General features: G+C 68.1%; 24 protein-coding genes. 6 read left to right on the top strand and 18 right to left on the bottom strand.

Annotated elements, in window-relative coordinates; genetic code table 11:
* Nucleotides 1-20: 20 nt before the first annotated feature.
* The 13 genes from AC5P7F_RS16300 to AC5P7F_RS16240 form a co-directional block, all read right to left on the bottom strand.
* Nucleotides 21-368 carry a hypothetical protein gene (locus tag AC5P7F_RS16300; RefSeq protein WP_046430815.1) on the bottom strand — a complete coding sequence of 116 codons (348 nt, stop codon included), beginning with the start codon at nucleotides 366-368 and terminating at the stop codon, nucleotides 21-23.
* A gap of 47 nt (nucleotides 369-415) precedes the next feature.
* The gene (locus tag AC5P7F_RS16295) at nucleotides 416-1,006 is read right to left on the bottom strand and encodes a RebB family R body protein (protein ID WP_049420461.1); all 591 of its coding nucleotides are present in this window, start codon (nucleotides 1,004-1,006) and stop codon (nucleotides 416-418) included.
* Nucleotides 1,003-1,239: a RebB family R body protein gene (locus AC5P7F_RS16290; RefSeq protein ID WP_495204176.1), complete on the bottom strand. Its 237-nt coding sequence runs from the start codon at nucleotides 1,237-1,239 to the stop codon at nucleotides 1,003-1,005. The genes AC5P7F_RS16295 and AC5P7F_RS16290 overlap by 4 nt, the downstream gene beginning before the upstream one ends.
* Before the next feature lie 70 nt (nucleotides 1,240-1,309).
* Nucleotides 1,310-1,582 carry a RebB family R body protein gene (locus tag AC5P7F_RS16285; RefSeq protein ID WP_005416651.1) on the bottom strand — a complete coding sequence of 91 codons (273 nt, stop codon included), beginning with the start codon at nucleotides 1,580-1,582 and terminating at the stop codon, nucleotides 1,310-1,312.
* A gap of 60 nt (nucleotides 1,583-1,642) precedes the next feature.
* The gene (locus AC5P7F_RS16280) at nucleotides 1,643-1,909 is read right to left on the bottom strand and encodes a RebB family R body protein (RefSeq protein WP_006446865.1); all 267 of its coding nucleotides are present in this window, start codon (nucleotides 1,907-1,909) and stop codon (nucleotides 1,643-1,645) included.
* Nucleotides 1,910-1,935: 26 nt separating this feature from the next.
* A complete protein-coding gene (locus AC5P7F_RS16275) occupies nucleotides 1,936-2,205 on the bottom strand; it encodes a RebB family R body protein (RefSeq protein ID WP_005416649.1) in 270 nt (89 codons plus the stop codon).
* A gap of 43 nt (nucleotides 2,206-2,248) precedes the next feature.
* A complete protein-coding gene (locus AC5P7F_RS16270; protein ID WP_005416648.1) occupies nucleotides 2,249-2,539 on the bottom strand; it encodes a RebB family R body protein in 291 nt (96 codons plus the stop codon).
* 301 nt (nucleotides 2,540-2,840) lie between these two features.
* On the bottom strand, nucleotides 2,841-4,133 hold the full coding sequence (locus AC5P7F_RS16265) for a transporter (RefSeq protein ID WP_164076923.1): 1,293 nt from the start codon (nucleotides 4,131-4,133) through the stop codon (nucleotides 2,841-2,843).
* A 49-nt stretch (nucleotides 4,134-4,182) separates the two neighbouring features.
* Nucleotides 4,183-4,932, bottom strand: a complete 750-nt coding sequence (locus AC5P7F_RS16260; protein ID WP_164076922.1) for a hypothetical protein — start codon at nucleotides 4,930-4,932, stop codon at nucleotides 4,183-4,185.
* 13 nt (nucleotides 4,933-4,945) lie between these two features.
* Nucleotides 4,946-5,650, bottom strand: a complete 705-nt coding sequence (locus tag AC5P7F_RS16255; protein ID WP_046430798.1) for a C39 family peptidase — start codon at nucleotides 5,648-5,650, stop codon at nucleotides 4,946-4,948.
* Nucleotides 5,651-5,749: 99 nt separating this feature from the next.
* A complete protein-coding gene (locus AC5P7F_RS16250; RefSeq protein ID WP_046430796.1) occupies nucleotides 5,750-7,066 on the bottom strand; it encodes a FapB/FapC family functional amyloid domain-containing protein in 1,317 nt (438 codons plus the stop codon).
* Nucleotides 7,067-7,109: 43 nt separating this feature from the next.
* Nucleotides 7,110-7,679, bottom strand: coding sequence for a FapB/FapC family functional amyloid domain-containing protein (locus AC5P7F_RS16245; protein WP_049439918.1), 570 nt, complete (start codon nucleotides 7,677-7,679; stop codon nucleotides 7,110-7,112).
* Nucleotides 7,680-7,723: 44 nt separating this feature from the next.
* Nucleotides 7,724-8,254 (bottom strand): FapA family amyloid fibril periplasmic chaperone, encoded by a 531-nt coding sequence (locus AC5P7F_RS16240; RefSeq protein WP_164076921.1) that lies wholly within the window; start codon nucleotides 8,252-8,254, stop codon nucleotides 7,724-7,726.
* A gap of 397 nt (nucleotides 8,255-8,651) precedes the next feature.
* On the opposite strand from AC5P7F_RS16240, the gene AC5P7F_RS16235 reads away from it, so the two are divergent.
* Nucleotides 8,652-10,007 carry a sigma-54 interaction domain-containing protein gene (locus AC5P7F_RS16235; RefSeq protein WP_075076949.1) on the top strand — a complete coding sequence of 452 codons (1,356 nt, stop codon included), beginning with the start codon at nucleotides 8,652-8,654 and terminating at the stop codon, nucleotides 10,005-10,007.
* Here AC5P7F_RS16235 and AC5P7F_RS16230 read toward each other — a convergent pair whose 3' ends face one another.
* From AC5P7F_RS16230 to AC5P7F_RS16215, 4 genes are all read right to left on the bottom strand, one after another.
* Nucleotides 10,008-10,316 (bottom strand): DUF6958 family protein, encoded by a 309-nt coding sequence (locus AC5P7F_RS16230; protein WP_014647247.1) that lies wholly within the window; start codon nucleotides 10,314-10,316, stop codon nucleotides 10,008-10,010. It lies immediately after the preceding gene.
* The gene (locus AC5P7F_RS16225; RefSeq protein WP_440572891.1) at nucleotides 10,309-10,845 is read right to left on the bottom strand and encodes a GFA family protein; all 537 of its coding nucleotides are present in this window, start codon (nucleotides 10,843-10,845) and stop codon (nucleotides 10,309-10,311) included. The genes AC5P7F_RS16230 and AC5P7F_RS16225 overlap by 8 nt, the downstream gene beginning before the upstream one ends.
* A 68-nt stretch (nucleotides 10,846-10,913) precedes the next feature.
* On the bottom strand, nucleotides 10,914-11,795 hold the full coding sequence (locus AC5P7F_RS16220; RefSeq protein WP_164076919.1) for a TolB-like translocation protein: 882 nt from the start codon (nucleotides 11,793-11,795) through the stop codon (nucleotides 10,914-10,916).
* Entirely contained in the window at nucleotides 11,792-12,832 is a 1,041-nt protein-coding gene (locus AC5P7F_RS16215; RefSeq protein WP_481462549.1) for a hypothetical protein, read from the bottom strand. The genes AC5P7F_RS16220 and AC5P7F_RS16215 overlap by 4 nt, the downstream gene beginning before the upstream one ends.
* Nucleotides 12,833-12,923: 91 nt before the next feature.
* Here AC5P7F_RS16215 and AC5P7F_RS16210 point away from each other — a divergent pair, with 91 nt between their 5' ends.
* From AC5P7F_RS16210 to AC5P7F_RS16195, 4 genes are read left to right on the top strand one after another with little or no spacing between them, the layout of a single operon-like run.
* Entirely contained in the window at nucleotides 12,924-13,850 is a 927-nt protein-coding gene (locus tag AC5P7F_RS16210; RefSeq protein ID WP_014647243.1) for a LysR substrate-binding domain-containing protein, read from the top strand.
* Nucleotides 13,847-14,308, top strand: a complete 462-nt coding sequence (locus tag AC5P7F_RS16205; RefSeq protein WP_014647242.1) for a helix-turn-helix domain-containing protein — start codon at nucleotides 13,847-13,849, stop codon at nucleotides 14,306-14,308. The genes AC5P7F_RS16210 and AC5P7F_RS16205 overlap by 4 nt, the downstream gene beginning before the upstream one ends.
* A gap of 10 nt (nucleotides 14,309-14,318) precedes the next feature.
* Complete coding sequence (locus AC5P7F_RS16200) at nucleotides 14,319-14,744, top strand: VOC family protein (protein ID WP_164076917.1); 426 nt, start codon at nucleotides 14,319-14,321, stop codon at nucleotides 14,742-14,744.
* Nucleotides 14,741-14,971 carry a hypothetical protein gene (locus tag AC5P7F_RS16195; protein WP_032957563.1) on the top strand — a complete coding sequence of 77 codons (231 nt, stop codon included), beginning with the start codon at nucleotides 14,741-14,743 and terminating at the stop codon, nucleotides 14,969-14,971. Before AC5P7F_RS16200 ends, AC5P7F_RS16195 begins: the two co-directional genes overlap by 4 nt.
* Nucleotides 14,972-14,978: 7 nt before the next feature.
* Here the strand turns inward: AC5P7F_RS16195 and AC5P7F_RS16190 are convergent, their stop codons facing one another.
* Nucleotides 14,979-15,674: an HAD family hydrolase gene (locus tag AC5P7F_RS16190; protein ID WP_014647239.1), complete on the bottom strand. Its 696-nt coding sequence runs from the start codon at nucleotides 15,672-15,674 to the stop codon at nucleotides 14,979-14,981.
* Nucleotides 15,675-15,853: 179 nt separating this feature from the next.
* Here AC5P7F_RS16190 and AC5P7F_RS16185 point away from each other — a divergent pair, with 179 nt between their 5' ends.
* Nucleotides 15,854-16,711, top strand: coding sequence for a hypothetical protein (locus tag AC5P7F_RS16185; protein WP_239510464.1), 858 nt, complete (start codon nucleotides 15,854-15,856; stop codon nucleotides 16,709-16,711).
* The last annotated feature ends 10 nt before the right edge of the window (nucleotides 16,712-16,721 follow it).

Raw genomic sequence — 16,721 nt, 5'->3', positions numbered from 1 at the left:
GCGTGGATCTCCTGGCGGCCTCACTGGGCCGGAAATTCCTTGAGGACGGTCGCAGCGGCATTGCCGACGCGGTTGAAGTCGGCGGTGGCCCCCTGCATCATGTTCTGCGCCTGCGTGAGCACCCTTGCATACTTTTCGTCCCCCGTCGCTAGGTACTGGGCCATGGCCACGCCGGCCGCGGTGGTCGCGATGGTTGAGACATTGCGCAGGGCGTCGGCGGCATCCTGTACGGCGATCGCCGCAGACTGGGCCACCGACTGGTAGGCCTTGCCGGCACCACTGGTCGTCACGACGGTCGCTGACATGGTGGCCGTCTGCACCTGGTTGATCACATCGATGATCTGGGCGTTGACGTTGCTCGGGTCCATACGGGCTCCTTGATGGGCGGGTGGGGCCGCAGGCGGCCTGCAGTCTGTCAGGCCCCGGCGTCAGCGTCGTCTGCCGGGGAAGGGGAAGGGGAAGAGGAGTCTGGCGCGGGATCCTGGGCGGGACCTGCGTCCGGATCCGGACCGGACGCGGGGTCGGGCGCAGGACCGGGCGCGGGCGCTGCCGCATTGCCTGCAAGCGTTTGGAGTGCATGCAGGCTGCTGGTAGCGGCCGCAGCGTCGGCAGTGGCACCGTGGGTCTGTGCCTGCAGGACGCTGATGGCGGTCTTTCCTTCTGCGGTGGCCGCGGCGATCACCGCCGCAGGCGAAGGGGGCGCCGGCACCGGGCCGGGCAGGGGGATGACCTGCGGTGGTGGCGGCGGAGGGGGTTCCGGAGCGGGTGGCGGCACCGGCCAGGGAGCGTTGATCATCTTCGCGCAGGTGGCGGTGACCGCTGCGTTGCTGACCATGCCTGCACCCTGCTGGCGCGCGACGGCGTTGTGCATGGCGGTGCCCAGCGTCTCCAGCATCACCATGTCCAGCATGCTGAAGGACTGCGCCGGACCCTGGGCCACCAGCAACGTCGAGGCGGCGCTGACGCTGTCGACGATCTGGCTGTTGACGGTGTTCTCACTGCTCATGACGGAACGGCTCCCTTCTGGATGATCAGGGCCAGGACCTGGGCCAGGCTTGCGCCGGCGGTCACTTGGCCGCGTTGCTGGTTGGCCACCGCGTTCTGCATTGCCAGGCCGAGGCTGTCGGCCATCGCCAGGTAGGTGGCGGACATCGCGAACGAGGGGGCAAGGGTGATCGCCACACCGGATCCGGCGCTGGTGGTTGCCAGCAGGTAGCCGGTGGCGGGCGATGCGGCCATCGATCAGGGGCCCGACGTGACGCCGCCCTGGGCGGGGGCGCGGTGGTTGGCGTCACGCCGGGCCGACACGTCAGCGCAGGCCCAGGATTTCGCGGGTGGCCACGCCGTTGGAGGCGGTGTCGATCGCATACAGCGTGGACACTCCCTGGGTGGTCGACGCCTGCATGGTCACGTAGGACTGCTGCTGGTTGTTGGTGGCGTTGTGCGCGGCGTTGGACAGCGCCTGGCTGGTGGCCACGAACAGGTTGCCCATTGCGATGGCCGGCGCATCGCCAAGCACCTTGGTGTTGACCTGCGAGACCGAATCGGTGATCTGGCTGTTGACGGCGGTGGGAAATGCCATGGTGGAAGCTCCTAGGGTGGACAGCACTACAGGAACGGAGATTGCCGGCACTCAATGGAATCAGCCGAGAATCTTCCGGGTGGCGGCGCCGGTGGCGCCGGTATCGACGGCGTAGAGCAGCGCGACGCCCATCGTGGTCGCGGCCTGCGCCGTGACATACATCTGCTGCTGGGCGAGCGTCGCGTTGTGGGCGGCATTGGCCAGCGCCTGCGCGGTGGCCTGGTACAGCGTGCCCATTGCCGTGGCAGGCGCCACGCCCAGCACCTGCAGGTTGGCCTGGCTGACCGAGTCGGTGATCTGGTCGTTGACGGCCGTGGGAAATGCCATGGCTCAGCTCCTTGCCTGCCGGCGCATCACGCGCCGAGGATCTGCTTGGTGGCCACGCCGGTGGTGGCGGTGTCGATCGAGTACAGCGTGGCCACGCCCATGGTGGTGGCCGCCTGCGCCGTCACATAGGACTGCTGCTGCGCATTGGTGGCGTTGTGGGCGGCGTTGGCCAGCGCCTGCGCAGTGGCCTGGTACAGATTGCCCATGGCCACGGCGGGCGCGTCGCCCAGCACCTTGGTGTTGGCCTGGGTGACCGAATCGGTGATCTGGTCGTTTACAGCGGTCGGGAATGCCATGTCGATCTCCTTGAGGTTGGCGGGTCAGCGATGGAACGACAGGTCAGGAGCCCAGGCCGCGGACGCGGGTGCTGAGGATTTCCTTGCTCGCTACCGCCGTGGTGGCGGTATCGATCGAGTACAGAGTGGCCACGCCCATGGTGGTGGCCGACTGCGCGGTGACGTAGGACTGCTGCTGCGCGTTGGTGGCGTTGTGGGCGGCATTGGCCAGCGCCTGTGCGGTGGCCTGGTACAGATTGCCCACTGCCACGGCGGGCGCGTCGCCCAGCACCTTGGTGTTGGCCTGGGTGACCGAGTCGGTGATCTGATCGTTTACCGCGGTTGGAAATGCCATGTCCTGCTCCTGCGAAAGGGTGGAAGTGCGTGGTATCCAGTGTCACGGTGCGTTGCCTGCAGCGGCCTGGGCTTCACCGTGGGGCCAGAGTAGGAAATGGCGTCGCCGCCGGATTGGCGGAATCGACGGAGAATGCGGCGGGATCACCGTGAAGGTGCGGCGTGAATACGGCGGAACTGATGATCATCGCCGTCGTCGCCAGCGCTGGCGCGTTGCCCTGGAGCACACACAGGGCCTGCGCGTGGGCAGCGCGATCCGGCGGCGAGGGGCTGTGGGCCACGGCGTCGCCGGATCGGGCGGGTCAGAGCATGTAAGGGATCTTGAACGCCAGCGTGAAGTCCGGTGCATCCGGGGTCAGCCCGATGCCCAGCAGGGTCACCAGCGTGGTGTGCTGGTTGAGCGCATACGTCACACCCAGATTCAGTGACGCCGCGTTGGCGTCGCTGCCAATCACTTTCATCCACTTTCCGCCCTGGAAACGGGTGGAAGCGCGGGCGCTGATGCGGTCGCTGAAGGACAGGCTGAGACTGGTGCGCTCGTTGAACGCAAAGGCCACGCCGGCGCCGAAGTAGACCGAGCCGCCGAGCTTCACGTCACCTGGGTTGACCGTGTCGGGGTTGCTGTCGATGTCACTGAAACCACGCGGGAACGAATGCACGTAGCCGAGGTTGGCGAACAGGATCGCCGGATCGGCTGTCTTGACCATCGACACCCCGACGTTGGCCTGCCACACGCCATTGCCGGTTGGTTGTTCCTTGGGCACGGCGAAGCGGATGTAGTCATCGTCATCGCGCTCGATCACTTTCCAGTCCAGGCCGTAAGGTGCACGCCCGGTGGGCGCGGTCACTCCGGCGGTGAGTACGGCTTCCGGGCGCCAGCCGCGCTCGCCGAACAAGCGGTAATTCGCACTCAGGCCGATATCGCCCAGGCCGTTGCCATTGGTTTCTTCCTGCGCGATCGCGGCCGCCGCACCGCCGGCACCGCCCTTCTGGTAGACGGTGCGCCGCGCCAGGTATGGCACGTCCAGGTTGAGCGTCACGTTCGGGCTGACGCCCCAGCGCGCGGCCAGATTGTAGGTGAGCGAATCGGACTCGACGTTCTCGATGGCGATGTTGCCGAGGAAGATCGCATCCAGCGCCAGGAAGCCATTGAGGGTGAGCTGCTTGCGGTCGTAGCGGGCGTAGGTGAGGCTGTTCTCGACGGTGAAGCGGCGCGAGAACAGCGCCGACTGCTGCTGTTTCACATCATCCACGCTGCGCCGCGATTCCTGCTTTGCCTGCTGCGCCTCGGCGGCACTGCTGGCATAGCCTTCGCTGCCCGGTGACGTCTGCAGGGTCGAGCCATGCTCGACGGGCGCAGTCGTAGACGGGGCCATCGGGCCAACCTTCCCACTCAGGCGCGCCTGCATCGCCTGCACCTGCATGTCCAGTTCGCGCAGCCGCCGCACTTCCTGCGCGTAGTTGGATTTGAGCTGCTCCAGCTGGTTGGCCAGCGCCTGCACGTCGGCGCCATCATCCGCCGCGGGTGGCGCGGCGAAGGCGGTGCCCGCCAGCGCCGCCAGCGCCAACGGGGTGATCCTCATCAGGGTGTGCATGTTCGTGTCCTGCGTTGTGGAGCGCTTCCCCCAACGCCGTGCCGTGGTACTACCGGCCCGGCCCCATGCCGCGGTTCATCGCAATCGCCTGGGCCACGTTCTGGCTCAACGGCAGGTTGCCGCCCGCGGTATCCCGCACCAGCTCCAGCCGCAGCTGGTTGCTGGCGATCTGGCCGTCACCGGCCAGGGCGATGCCCTGGCCGACGCTGCCGTTGCGTATCCATTGCTGGACCAGGCCCTGGCCATCTACCTGCAACAGCAGGCGTGCCTGGTTGCCGTCGAGCACCGCAGAGGCCGAGACGCCTGCGGCGTGTGCACTGATCGAATGGGCACCGTCATCCGGCAGGGCCGGCACCGCGCCATTGCGTACCACCAGCGTGGTCGCATTGCGGGCGACGTTGCCATCGCCGGCCACCTGCACGCTTTGCACCACGCCGCTGGCGTTGGCCTGGCCGCTGCTGTCGATGTGGCGACCCTGCGTGTCCGGCAGCGGCGCATCTGCGGCGGTGACGTGCACGCTGGGCTGGAAGCTCAGTTTCGGGCTGCCCCCGCCGCGGAAGTCCATGCCCAGGGTCAACGCACCCTGCAACACGCTTCCGTTGCTGGCCTGCCACTGCGAGACCATCGTCACCCCGAACCAGGCGACAGTATTGCCGCCCACGGTGTAACGGCCCCGCATCAGGTTCAGTTCGGGATCCGGGATTTCCTTCAGGCCGCGCCCGGGCGCCGCGTCCGCCGCCTGCAGGGGCAGGGCGGGGCAGGCCAGCAGCAGGACCATCAACAGGCGGTGACGGAACATGGCGGAACCTCCTTCAGAACAGGTCGGCGTGGCTGAAGCCGAAGTCGACCAGTTCGGCATCGGTGATCGGCCCCTGTCGCGCGTAGAGCGCGCGGGCACTGGGCCGTTCGCTGGGTTGCAGCAGAACCGTGTTGCGATCGAAATCGCTGCCGATCACCACGAAGACGGCACGCGATGGCCACGCAGCGAGGAATTCAGGCAGCGCCAGGCTGCGGTTGCCGAGGATGGGATCAGCCACCTCGACCACACCGTCGCGCACCTGCTTGAGCACCACGAAGTGGCGGAAGCCGCGCACGTCCATCAGCACAAGACCGGGAACGCGAAGCGTGCGCAGGCGTGTTTCATCGATACGATAGCCGCGCCCGCGCATGCCCAGCGATTCCACGTAGCGCTTGATGTCGAGCAGCGAGAAACCACGCTCGGCCACCAGTGCTGGATCGGACACCCCCATCATTCCTTCGATCACCGTCGCTTCGTCGGTCTGCAGGTGATAGGCATGGCGCAGGATGGTTGCCAGTGCGGCCGCCCCGCAGCTGTAATCGGTGTGCTGGCGCACCACGTTGCGGTAGCGCCGTTCCTGCATGCTTTCCACCTTCTGCTGCAGCAGTGCGCCATTGGGTAGCACGCTGGCGAAGCCGACGTCGCCCGCCCGCGCCGATGCACCGCCCAGCAACAGCAGGCAGGCCAGCAGGCATATCGAGAGACGGTGGCCGATCATCACGTTCTCCAGCAGCAGGAGGGAGCCCCTGCCCCAAGGGGGAGGAGGAACAGGGGCTCCCGGGAACCCGGCCATTGGCGGACGGCCGGGGTGGTGCACTTACTCGCCGTTGCCGCCACCACCGCCGGTGCTGGGCTGGGCTACGGCCAGGGCCAGGCTGTTGGCCTGCAGGTTGCCGGTGCCCGCCGCCACGTTCACGCCGATGTTGCCGGAGGCGCCGGAGAAGGCACTGCCGGACAAGGCCGACGTGTTGGTGGCGTTGACGTTCACCCAGCGCGTGGTGCTGACCGTGCCGCTCAGGCTGGCGTACAGATCGGCCACGCCCAGTTCGACGAACTGGCTGGTGCCGCTTTCACGCGTATCGAAGCCCAGGCCGCCCACCCCCGGCCGGTTGGGGTTCATCGTGGCGTTCTGGATCTCGTTGTCCAGGTCGATGTGGCCGGTACTGTTGCCACCCGGGTGCGGCAGTGCGCCGTTCCACGTATCCAGGTAATAGTTGGCCATCTGGTAGGCATTGCCGGTGCCGCGGTAGGTGCCGGCGCCATAGCCCCACGTCAGGCCGCTGACGCCGCCATGCAGGCCGACCTGCACGGTATCGGTGTAGGACTGCACGAAGCCGGCATTGCTGACCGTGTTGCCGGTGGAGACCTGGTTGGAGCTGATGCTCGACTGCGCCACCGCCGTGGTTGCGACCGAGGCCGCGAGCGCGTTCTTCTGCTCGTTGTTGTTGCCCGAGGCGATGTTGACGCCGATGTTGCCTGACGCACCGCCGAAGGCATTGCCACCGAGACCTGCGGCATTGGTGACGCCGGAGTTCATGGTCGCGTTGCCGAAGCCGGCCTGGTTGACGAACACCTCGGCGTCGGCCATGCCGAAGCTGAAGGACGCATCGGCAGCGGACAATGACGCGGCATTGTCCTGGGCGTTGTTGTCCCCCGATACCACGTTGAAGCCGAGGTTGCCGGAGGCGCCGGCACCCACGCTGTCACCGATGGACGCACTGTTGGTGACCAGGCTGTTGCTGGTGGCGTTGTTGCTGATCGACTGGCGGTTGTCGATCACCGCAATGGCCGCCGAGTCGAGGTCGATGTCGCCGGTGATGGTGGGGTCGCCGGAGAAATTGACGTCGGTGCTGAGGCGCAGGTCCTTCTCCAGGTTCACGTCGACGCCGTGGTTGTTCTTTTCCTTGCGCTCGTCGGCCTGGATGGTGCTGTGCTTCTGAACATTGACGTTGACGGTGCGGTTGCGTACGTCGTTGTCGGTGTGGTTGTGGGTGTCGTTGCGGGTTTCGCTGACGGTGTGGTTGTGGTTGATGTTCGCGTTGGCGTTCTGGTTGTCCCAGCCATTGGCCGCAGCGGCGGTCGAGGCAGTGGCAATCGCCATGGCGAGCATGGTCCGTTTGACGGTCGCTTTCATGGTGCCCTCTCTCTCATCGGGTGGTGCATCGGTTGGGTGGTTGTCACGGGCGGTCCTGCACGACCAGGCCCAGCACATTGGCCGTGTCGTTGCCGCTGCCCGCGATCTGATTGAGTTGCAGGACCCCGTCGAATCCCCGCAGCGCGGTGCTGGTGACACCGGCGCTGCGGGTGCCGGTCGCGACGCCGCGACCGGCGTCGTCCCGCCCCCCTGCCAACGCGGAACCTTCGGCGGCCAAGGCCGTATCGTCGGATTCGCGTATGCCCTGTCTGGCCAGCGTCGCGCTGACGACGTTGAGCGTCGTGTTGGCGATGCCGCTGGCCTGGTTGATGGATGCGATGCCGCTGGCACCGGCCAGCGCGTTGCCGTCGATGACGGCGGTGGCGTGCGCCGGTGCGCTCAGCACGCGGTTGCCGGCCCGCAGTTGCCGGTTGCCGATCAACACGTCGGCGCGTTCGCCGGTGGCGATGCCATGCAGGTTGGCCTGCAGGTTGAGGTCACCGGCCGCCTGGTTCAACGCGATGGCGCCGTTTGCACCCGCCAGGGCGTGACCGTCGATGCGGGCCACGTCGAGGTAGGCGAGCATGCCGCTGTAGTCGTCGGCCTGCGCCATCAACGGCGTGGCAAACAGGACCAGCAGCAGCCAACGTGCCCGCTTCACTTGCCACCTGCCGGGGCCGGGCCCTGCAACGGGAACTGGGCGAGCGCGCCGCGCACGGTATCGCCGATGCCGCGGGGGCTGTTCCCGACCGCGCCCAGTGGGCCACCCAGTGCGCCACCGAGGCTGCTGCCGAGCATGCCGTCACTGCTGCGTCCCAGCGTGCCGCCCAGGGCCTGCTGGGCGACCCGTTCGACGGTGGTGCCCGTGGGGGGCGCGGTCGCAGCCGTGTGCCCCGCCCCCATGCCGGCATAGTCCTCATCGCTCAGCTCGTCCATCGCGTTTGCCGGGGTACCCGCACCGAGCGCCGTCGCAATCTCGCGCTGCGGTTTCGGGTCGGCGATCAGCGCCATGCCCGGGGGCGCCATGCGATAAGCCGGCCGCGCGGCCACATCCCGCAACAGGACGATTTCGCCCGGTTGTGCCTTCACGCCCTGGCGGGCACCGGAGGCAGAGGCGCCCGCGGCGCCCGACAGCAGGGCCACGGCCAGCATTGCCAGCAGGCCGCGAATGGGGGTGATGCCGTCCATGCCGATCTCCCGTGATGGGTGCGGCGGAACCACGCATCAACCGTGCCAACCCTGAAAGGCTTGGCAGCCAGGGGGGTGGGCACTGGCGGGTGTGGAGCGTTGCTGCCGCGTCGTTACAGCAGCGTGGGAAAAATGTTGGGATTGCGCAGCGCCAAGCGCCGCAGGGCAAGGCGGGCGCCCGACTGTCGCACGGGTGTTACAGGTGCCGCCGCGGACTGTAACGATGCCGCTTCAGCCAGTGCTTTCTTGACGCGCCGCTCATTGCGCCGCCATTTAGCGCAGCGCTAGGATCCGCGCAACAAAGGCCGCCGCGGTGGCCGTAGAGGTCCCGGCGGAGGGGCGGCACGCCGGTGATTGCCTGACAGTCCGCCGACGGTGTCCGGATGCTGGGGGAAGCATGGCAGCGGTCCCGGAGGCTTCTGCGTCACGATGCGTGCTCTGGTTCGGCGAGCCGCTGGCGAACGAGCGCAGCGCGCTGGCGGCCGCAGGCTGGTACGTGCGTCGCATCCATCCCGACCCGGCGATGGCCATCGGCCTGCGCGGGCGCGACCGGCTGCTCGCCGTGCTGGATCTTCGCCATCTGGATGCGCCAGCCCAGCAATTGCTGGCGCCGTGGATCGAACAGCACGCGCATCTGACCTGGCTGGCGGTGCTGCCGCCTGGCGCAGGGCCCACGCCTGCCGCGTGGCTGCCCTTGTTGCAGCGTTGCATCTCGCGGTTCACGCTTCCTTTCGGCCTGCAGGACCTGGTGGCGGCGATGCGCCAGCAGTTCGACGCGGAGGATACGTCTGCTGACGAAGTGTGCGGCGGGCAGGGGCCGCGCGCATTGATCGGCGAGAGTCCTGCGCTGCATGCGGTGCGCACCGTACTGCACAAGTTCGCGCCGGTCGATCTGCCGGTGCTGGTCACCGGCGAGACCGGCACCGGCAAGGAGTTGGCGGCACATGCACTGCACGCGTTGTCCGGCCGTGCGGGCAAGCCGTTCATCGCGGTCAACTGCGGTGCCATCCCTGCGAACCTGGTGCAGTCGGAGCTGTTCGGCCACGAGCGTGGCTCGTTCACCGGTGCTGACAAGCGCCAGATCGGCGTATTCGAGGCCGCATCCGGCGGCACCGTGTTCCTTGACGAGGTGGGCGACCTGCCGGCCGAAGCGCAGACCAGCCTGTTGCGCGTGCTGCAGGAAGGTACGTTCGAGCGCGTGGGCAGCAGCCAGCCGCTGCGGGCGGACGTGCGGGTGCTCGCGGCCACCCACGTCGAACTGGAGCACGCGGTGGCGCAGGGGCGGTTCCGCAGCGATCTCTACTATCGCCTCAACGTGCTGCGCCTGCTGATGCCACCGCTGCGCGAGCGCGGCGCTGATGTGCAGCTGCTGGCGGAGCATTTCCTGCGCTGCTTCCGCCTGCGCCACAGCGTGCGTGCACGTGGCTTTGCACCCGCTGCGCTGCAGGCGATGCGGCGTTTCGAATGGCCCGGCAACGTGCGCGAACTGCTGAACCGGGTGCAGCGGGCGGCGATCATGGCCGAAGGCGAGCTGATCAGCGAGCGTGACCTCGAACTGGGAGGGCCCGTGCATGCGCCGCCGGGGGCGATGCTGCACGATGCCCGCGGCCAGGCCGAACGTGATGTGCTGCTGCAGACGCTGCGGCAGACCGGCTACAACGTCTCCGAGTGCGCGCGGCAGATGCAGATCTCGCGGGTGACCGTGTATCGGCTGTGCCGCAAGCATCGGCTGGAGCTGCCGGCGCAGCGCTGATCAGCCGGCCGGCACGTGCTTGAACAGGCGCAATGGCGTGCCTGGAAGACGCTCGATCACGCCCTTGGCCTCCAGGTCCAGCTGCACGGCTTTCAGCCACCAACCGGCCGTGGCGCCTTGCGGAAACAGCGATGCGGGCAGGTGCGGCAAGAGCGCCTGCTTCGCCTGCGCCACCGTCATCCCGGGAGGTTGCCTGGGCAAGGCACGCAGCAGGGCCGCGCGCATGGCCATGTACTTGGCGCGATCCACGCGCTGGATGTGCCCGGGCGTGGTGATGCTCTCGATCTCGATCCGCTCGGGCTCAGGCATGGCTGTCTCCCGTGATCTCGATGCGTGGGCTGCGGAAGCCCATGGAGATCCACGCCTTCAACAGCCGGGCATGGAACCGCAGCGAGTGGGTCTTCAGGTTGGGCACATCGCCGGGAAGGACAGACGCGTCGGGAAGATCGTTGACCATCGTCCGCATGTCCACGGCGGGGCGTATCGCGTCCGGCCACAACAGCCCATACAGGCTCAGCCAATGGCCACCGCTGAACTCCAGGAAGAGCGGCGTATTGCAGCAGCCCGCCACGACGCGGCGGCTGCCGGCCGTGCTGGACAACCGCCACGCGTGCAGCCGGGAATGCCCGGCATCGATGCGGACGCGATCCTTGCGCTGCATTACGAAATGCGTCTGGCCCTGAGGCCCCAGCACCTGCGGTGCGCCGGGCAGGGCCTGCATCCGGGCGCCGGCCCTGCGGCAGCTGTCGCAGCAGCATTCGACGCTGGCGATGGGGCTGCCGGTGGTGGTCAGGCGGACCTGGCCGCAGGCGCAGGCAAGGGACTGTTGGGAAGGCATCTGCATTTTCTCCTGGGGTACTCAACCTCTCGACGAACGGGCGCGTGGGAAATCGACACCCACTGCCTTCAGGGCGGCATCATCCGGTAGCGGACGCGGTACAGGTCCAGTCCCTCACCACCGGCGCGTCGCGCCGAGTAGGTCAGCGTGTCGCGGCGCGAGCCATCCAGCATCGCGCCGTAGCTGTCGCCGCTGGGCGCGTTCACGGGCGATGGCAAAGCATGGCCTGCGTCATAGCGGCCTCCACGTTCGTAGGCAATGAACTGGCGCACCGGTGCACTGCCGAAGTCCTGGGCGCGGGCAAATACCACCGTTCGGCCGTCGCCCAGGAAGGTGGAATCGAACTCCTGCGCTGCGGTATTGAGGTCTCCCGCCAGCGGCCGTGCCGGCTGCGCGACGCCGCCGATCATCGCCGCGCTGTAGAGGTCATGGCCGCCAGCACCGCCCGCACCATCGCTGGAGAACAACAGCGTACGACCGTCGGGCGAGAGCATCGGCGCGAACTCATCGGCCGCGCTGTTCACTGCGGGGCCAAGATTGACTGGCTCCCCGAATCGACCGTCGCTCCCCATGCTGACCCGATACAGATCGTCACCGCCCTGGCCGCCTGCGCGGTCCGAGCAGAAATACACGACGCGCCCATCTGCGGAAAATGCGGGATCGAAGTCGCGCCCCGGCGTGTTGAACGGCACTGGCGTGGCCGGCCGCCAGCGGTCACCTTCGCGGTGCGAGATCCAGATGTCGTAGCCCGCAGGCCCCCCCGGCCGGTTGCGGCTGAACCACAGGGCGGTATTGCCGTCCGGACTCAGGGTCAGCCGGATCTCGTCATGCTGTGTGGAGGCAATGCCGGGGGCGAAGCGCTCGGCGGGACCGATGATCCGCAGCACCACGGGCGGGGAGGGCACGGGCAATGCCGATGCCAGCAGCATCACGGCCAGCAGCGCCTTCATGCCTGTCGCTCGAAGTCGCTGACCCAGTTGGTTTCCCAACTGCGTCCACCATCGGCGGAGGCCGCCTGTTCCCAGCGCGCCGAACGCGGGGTGATGCGTGACCAGATCACCCGCGTCTGGATCGCCCGTCCCTCGTGCTGGTCCTCGCCGAAGAAGCGGCCGACACCGGCCTCGAATCCCCCACGCAGTGGCTCGCCGATCCGGGTCGGCGCGCGGCCATCCAGCCACCAGCTGAGCCAGTGCCGCTCGGCCGCATTCCAGGCGCGGATGCCCATGCCGCGCAGCGGTGCTCCACGCACGTCCATCAGGTTGTCGCCCACGTTGCCGAATCCGCCCAGTACCGGCCAGTTGTGCAGGGTGCCGTTGAACGCGTCCCACGCATCGCTGCCTGCCAGCCGAGCGCGCAGGCGGCGATGGCGCACGTTCCAATGGCCCACCAGGAAATCAAAATCGCCCGGTGCATCCGGCAGCTTCGGAAGCGGAGTGGGGATCGCAGCAGTGCGCCGGAACCAGTTGCGCCAGTTCACTTCCCAGTGGGCACCGGCATCGTCGGAGAACGCCTGCTCCCACCACGGCTCATCGCCGTGGATGTCATGCCAGCGGAACCAGACCTCGATGGGGTGTCCCTTGAAGTCATCGCGACCACGGAAGCTGCCGCCATCGCCTGCGAAGGCGCCGCGCACGGGCGCTTCGATATGGGCAGGGGTGCGCCCATCGATCCACCAGATCGACCAGGTGGAAGACACCGGATCGAAGGCACGCACGCCGAGGCCCCTGTAGGGGCCCGAAGGCAGTGCCATGACGTTGTCATCGATGGTGCCGAGCCCGCCCAGGGTGAGCCAGACCGCGCTGGCGCCGGTGAAGGCGTCCCAGCGGGTATCGCCCACAAGGCGCTCCTTCAGGCGTTGGTGCCGGACCTGCCAGTTGCCCTGCAACCATTTCCAGTCTGCGCTGGGGCTGGCCGGGGCCCACCCGGAGGGCAGGGCGGTGGACGCTGCCGTGGCGGCCAGGGTGGCCAGGAACTGCCGTCGATCCATGTGCGTGATCCCTTGCCGGAGGTGCCTCCATCGTTGCGCGTGCGAGGGGGATTGACCACGCGGAAATCGGGGCTCAGGCTAAGCCACACTTATGGTGACCCAACGCCAGCTGCCATCGCTTGTCGCCATCCGCGCCTTCGAGGCGGCGGCACGGCTGGGCAGCTTCGCCCGCGCCGCCGAGGAGCTCGACACCAGTGCGGCATCGGTGAGTTACCACGTGCGCCGGCTGGAGGCCCAGACCGGGACCTGCCTGTTCCTGCGCCACGCCCAGCATGTGGAATTGACCGCCGCCGGTGCGAGCGTCGCAGTGGAGGCCACCCGGGCCTTCGACGCGCTGCGCGCCAGTTTCATGCGCGCCGCTGACATGGATGCGGCACGACTGCGCCTGTCCGTTCTACCGACGCTGGGCACCAGCTGGTTGACGCCGCGCCTGGGCAGTTTCCGCGCGCGCCATCCAAGCATCGTGCTGGAACTGGACCTGTCGGCAGAGCCGCAGGACCTGGCCGCCGGGCGTTTCGATGCCGCCATCCGCAACGGGCATGGTGCGTGGCCCGGGCTGCAGGCCACGCCCCTGTTCCCCAGCATTTTCACTCCGCTGTGCGCGCCAGCGCTGCTGCCGGCGGCAGACGGGCTCGGTCGGCGGGCGTTGGAGGTTCCACTGCTCGGCAGGCCTGACTGGTGGGCGCTGTGGTTTTCCGCACATGGTGCTGTTCCGCCACCGGACCCGGAGAGCTTCGTCACCCCCTTTGCGATGGAGCATCTGGATGTCGGTGCTGCCATTGCCGGGCAGGGCATCGCCATCGGCTCGCCGATCCTGTTCCAGGCCGAACTGGACAGTGGGCGCCTGGTGCAGGCACATCCCGGTGTGGCCAGCGACGGGCGCGGTTTCTGGTTCGTGGCACCGACGGCGCGCAGCCGCAGCACCAAGGTCATCGCATTCGGTGACTGGCTGGGCGAGCAGGCCGCGCAGGCCAGGCGTGCGTCGCGACATCATCTGGCACACGCGGTGACGCCATGAACCAGAGCCCGGAACTGTTGCGGCGCCTGCTGCGTGCCAAGGACCGGATGGACCACGCCAGTCACGAGGACTGGCCGGTGGCCCGCCTGGCCGAGGTCAGTGCGGTATCGCCTGCGCATTTCGCGCGTTCGTTCAAGCAGGCATTCGGCCTGCCGCCGCACCGCTACCTGCTCAGCCGCCGCATCGAACGGGCCGTGGCGATGCTGCGTGACACCGAGCTGCCGGTCACCGAGATCGCCGCGCAGACCGGCTGGAGCAGCCTGGGTACCTTCGGGCGCATCTTCCGTGACATCACCGGCGACAGCCCGGGCAATGTGCGCCAGCGCGAGCGCGCCGGCGAGGCGACGCCGGCCAGCGTGCCGGAATGCCACGCACGTGCCGCGCAGCGACCGGACCTGAACATCGCAGTTTTGGAGAAGCGCCGCCGCGAGGCGGTTGCTAACGTGGATCCCACCTGAGGGAGGTCCCATGACAAACACTGTGAACACGGTCGGCCTGTATGTGCGCGACCAGGATGAGGCGCTCGCGTTCTACGTCGGCACGCTCGGCTTCGAAGTGCATACCGACGTGCGCAATGGCAGCTACCGCTGGCTGACGGTGCGCAGCCCCGGCCAGGACGGATTCCAGCTGGGCCTGTTCGTGCCCGGTCCGCCCACCCACGATGCGGCCACCGCGCAGGCGCTGCAGCAGTTGGTGGCCAAGGGCGCAATGCCGCCGCTGGTGCTCGCAGTGGAAGACTGCCACGCGCGCTACGCGGAATGGCTGGCGCAGGGCGTGGAGTTCACCCAGGCGCCGGTCGAACGCTACGGCGCCATCGATGCGGGGTTCCGCGACCCGTCCGGCAATGGCTGGAAGATGATCGAAGCGCGCTCCGAAGCGAGGCGCCGTCAATGAGCCGCGGTGGCTGGGCGCGGCCCGTACATCGCTGGACCTCGATCGTCTTCACCCTGGCGGTGATCGCCAACTTCGTCGTTCGCGGGCTGGGGCAGGGCGAGCCTGCAGCGTGGATCACCTATTCGCCGTTGCCGCCACTGTTCCTGCAGCTGTTCACCGGCCTGTACCTGTTCGTGCTGCATTACGCCGGGAAACGCCGCGGCGCCGCACTGGGCGCTGCGGGCTGAGGCCGCCTCAGGCGGCTGCGTCGGCGGCGTAGGCCGCCAGCACTGCCGGCAGCTGCTCCATGCGCTGGAAGATCACCTTCGCGCCCGCAGCGCGCAGGGCCTCCGGCGTGCTGTGGTGCGGGCCGCCCTCGCTGAAACCAAACACGGTCGCACCTGCCGCGACGCCGGCGGTGGCGCCGGTCACGGTGTCTTCGATCACCGCGCAGCGCTTCGGGTCCACGCCCAGCGCTGCGGCGGCGGCCAGATAGACATCCGGGTGAGGCTTGGTGTTCGGCATGTCCTGGCCACTGAACACATGGGCACCGAAGGCATCAAGGATGCCGACCTTGCCCAGCTGCAGCTTCACCTTGAACAGGTCGGCACCGGAGGCGCAGGCAATCCGCCCGCCGGTGGCCGCGGCAATCGCACGCACGGCCTCGGGCGCCCCCTGGATCGCCTCTAGGTCCTGCTCCAGCGCACGGTTGCGCTGCTGGCGGAATTCCTCCAGCCATTGCTCGGTGAACGGCTTGCCAGTGCGCTCTGCGATCAGCCCGGCCAGATGAGCCACGGACTGGCCGAGGAAGACCTCGCCCGCCTGCGCCGGGGTCAGCGGCCAGCCGCGTGCGGTCAGCATTTCCGAGAGCACACGGGCCACCAGCGGCTCGGAATCGACCAGTACGCCGTCGCAGTCGAACAGCACGGCATCGAAGGGGAAACGGGACATCTACTACTCCGGGAACAGCCAAAGGGGCGACGTGCCCGCCATTTTCCCATAGCGGGTCGGGCGGGGCACGCGGGCCACAGGAACGCTAGACTGCCAGGTCAGCCCGCCCAGCGCCTGCACGGGAATACGCCTTGAACCGATTGCGATCATTCTTCAGTGCGTACCCCATCCAGTTCGCGATGGCCGCCAAGCTTTACGTGCTCTGCCTGTATCTGCCCGTAGCCCTCCGCCTGGTCGAATTCGGGCCCCGTCTGGGCCCGCCCGAGGCCTCACGTGAAATCGGCTACGCGCTGGCGGAGCTCGGTTTCAGGCTGAGTCTCTTCGCCGGAGCGGCGGTACTGGTGTCGATGCTGCTGTTCGGGCGTCGCGGCGCGCTGCGGATCCGCCACCCGGTGATCGCTTCGATCGCCTTTTTCGGGTTGCTCGTCGTGCTGGATCGCGCCATGCGCATTCCACTGGCGCAGGCGCAGTTTCCCGTCTACAGCGTCGCCGCCATCAGTCTGGGCATGCTTGCACATGCACTGCTCCTCACGCTGCTGGCCTTGGTGCCGGCGCTGCTGATGCAGCGGCGCATCCCTGCCGAGGGCGGGCACCATCACCTCATCAGTGCCAGCATCGCCGGCGCGGTGACGCTGGTGGCCGGCAGCTGCCTGCTTCCCATCCTGGTGGCGCAGCTGCCGGTGGGATTCTCGCCCGGCGAGTTCATCATGCCCGTTGCCGACGGCGCCGCGCAGCTGCAGATTGCGAGCCTGATCCTGCTGGTGGCCTGCGCGCTGGCCACGTTTGCCGGCCTATGGGCCGGCGCGCCGTCGCCGGAACCCGCATCGACGGCGCGCACGATGGTGGTGTCGCTGATCCTGCTTGCCACGGCGCTGCTGATCATCCTGGCCAGCATGGCTTATCTTCTGCGAGCGCTGTCCGCTGGGGCGCCGACGACAGGTCGCGGGCTTGTCGTTGCCACCGTCGTCGGCGCCGCAGTGCAGTTCCTGCTGGCCAGAGTGCTGGCGTCACGATGGCTGCGCGCACAGGCATCGTGACGTTCCTCTG

It is taken from the genome of Stenotrophomonas sp. YJH_SMC_105-26 (assembly GCF_059368915.1).
The sequence above is the reverse complement of the archived record's forward strand: the minus strand, read 5'-3'. Positions and strand labels throughout refer to the sequence as shown.

What these genes read in the sequence shown, in the direction of transcription:
- AC5P7F_RS16275 (WP_005416649.1), bottom strand. Translation starts at nt 2,205, where the DNA reads ATGGCATTCCCGACCGCTGTAAACGACCAGATCACCGATTCGGTCACC.
- AC5P7F_RS16265 (WP_164076923.1), bottom strand. Translation starts at nt 4,133, where the DNA reads ATGCACACCCTGATGAGGATCACCCCGTTGGCGCTGGCGGCGCTGGCG.
- AC5P7F_RS16240 (WP_164076921.1), bottom strand. Translation starts at nt 8,254, where the DNA reads ATGGACGGCATCACCCCCATTCGCGGCCTGCTGGCAATGCTGGCCGTG.
- AC5P7F_RS16190 (WP_014647239.1), bottom strand. Translation starts at nt 15,674, where the DNA reads ATGTCCCGTTTCCCCTTCGATGCCGTGCTGTTCGACTGCGACGGCGTA.
- AC5P7F_RS16205 (WP_014647242.1), top strand. Translation starts at nt 13,847, where the DNA reads ATGAACCAGAGCCCGGAACTGTTGCGGCGCCTGCTGCGTGCCAAGGAC.
- AC5P7F_RS16210 (WP_014647243.1), top strand. Translation starts at nt 12,924, where the DNA reads ATGGTGACCCAACGCCAGCTGCCATCGCTTGTCGCCATCCGCGCCTTC.
- AC5P7F_RS16255 (WP_046430798.1), bottom strand. Translation starts at nt 5,650, where the DNA reads ATGATCGGCCACCGTCTCTCGATATGCCTGCTGGCCTGCCTGCTGTTG.
- AC5P7F_RS16245 (WP_049439918.1), bottom strand. Translation starts at nt 7,679, where the DNA reads ATGGCGCAGGCCGACGACTACAGCGGCATGCTCGCCTACCTCGACGTG.
- AC5P7F_RS16285 (WP_005416651.1), bottom strand. Translation starts at nt 1,582, where the DNA reads ATGGCATTTCCCACCGCCGTCAACAGCCAGATCACCGATTCGGTCTCG.
- AC5P7F_RS16200 (WP_164076917.1), top strand. Translation starts at nt 14,319, where the DNA reads ATGACAAACACTGTGAACACGGTCGGCCTGTATGTGCGCGACCAGGAT.
- AC5P7F_RS16300 (WP_046430815.1), bottom strand. Translation starts at nt 368, where the DNA reads ATGGACCCGAGCAACGTCAACGCCCAGATCATCGATGTGATCAACCAG.
- AC5P7F_RS16290 (WP_495204176.1), bottom strand. Translation starts at nt 1,239, where the DNA reads ATGGCCGCATCGCCCGCCACCGGCTACCTGCTGGCAACCACCAGCGCC.
- AC5P7F_RS16295 (WP_049420461.1), bottom strand. Translation starts at nt 1,006, where the DNA reads ATGAGCAGTGAGAACACCGTCAACAGCCAGATCGTCGACAGCGTCAGC.
- AC5P7F_RS16185 (WP_239510464.1), top strand. Translation starts at nt 15,854, where the DNA reads ATGGCCGCCAAGCTTTACGTGCTCTGCCTGTATCTGCCCGTAGCCCTC.
- AC5P7F_RS16225 (WP_440572891.1), bottom strand. Translation starts at nt 10,845, where the DNA reads ATGCCTTCCCAACAGTCCCTTGCCTGCGCCTGCGGCCAGGTCCGCCTG.
- AC5P7F_RS16250 (WP_046430796.1), bottom strand. Translation starts at nt 7,066, where the DNA reads ATGAAAGCGACCGTCAAACGGACCATGCTCGCCATGGCGATTGCCACT.
- AC5P7F_RS16260 (WP_164076922.1), bottom strand. Translation starts at nt 4,932, where the DNA reads ATGTTCCGTCACCGCCTGTTGATGGTCCTGCTGCTGGCCTGCCCCGCC.
- AC5P7F_RS16230 (WP_014647247.1), bottom strand. Translation starts at nt 10,316, where the DNA reads ATGCCTGAGCCCGAGCGGATCGAGATCGAGAGCATCACCACGCCCGGG.
- AC5P7F_RS16235 (WP_075076949.1), top strand. Translation starts at nt 8,652, where the DNA reads ATGGCAGCGGTCCCGGAGGCTTCTGCGTCACGATGCGTGCTCTGGTTC.
- AC5P7F_RS16270 (WP_005416648.1), bottom strand. Translation starts at nt 2,539, where the DNA reads ATGGCATTTCCAACCGCGGTAAACGATCAGATCACCGACTCGGTCACC.
- AC5P7F_RS16280 (WP_006446865.1), bottom strand. Translation starts at nt 1,909, where the DNA reads ATGGCATTTCCCACGGCCGTCAACGACCAGATCACCGACTCGGTCAGC.
- AC5P7F_RS16220 (WP_164076919.1), bottom strand. Translation starts at nt 11,795, where the DNA reads ATGAAGGCGCTGCTGGCCGTGATGCTGCTGGCATCGGCATTGCCCGTG.
- AC5P7F_RS16195 (WP_032957563.1), top strand. Translation starts at nt 14,741, where the DNA reads ATGAGCCGCGGTGGCTGGGCGCGGCCCGTACATCGCTGGACCTCGATC.
- AC5P7F_RS16215 (WP_481462549.1), bottom strand. Translation starts at nt 12,832, where the DNA reads ATGGATCGACGGCAGTTCCTGGCCACCCTGGCCGCCACGGCAGCGTCC.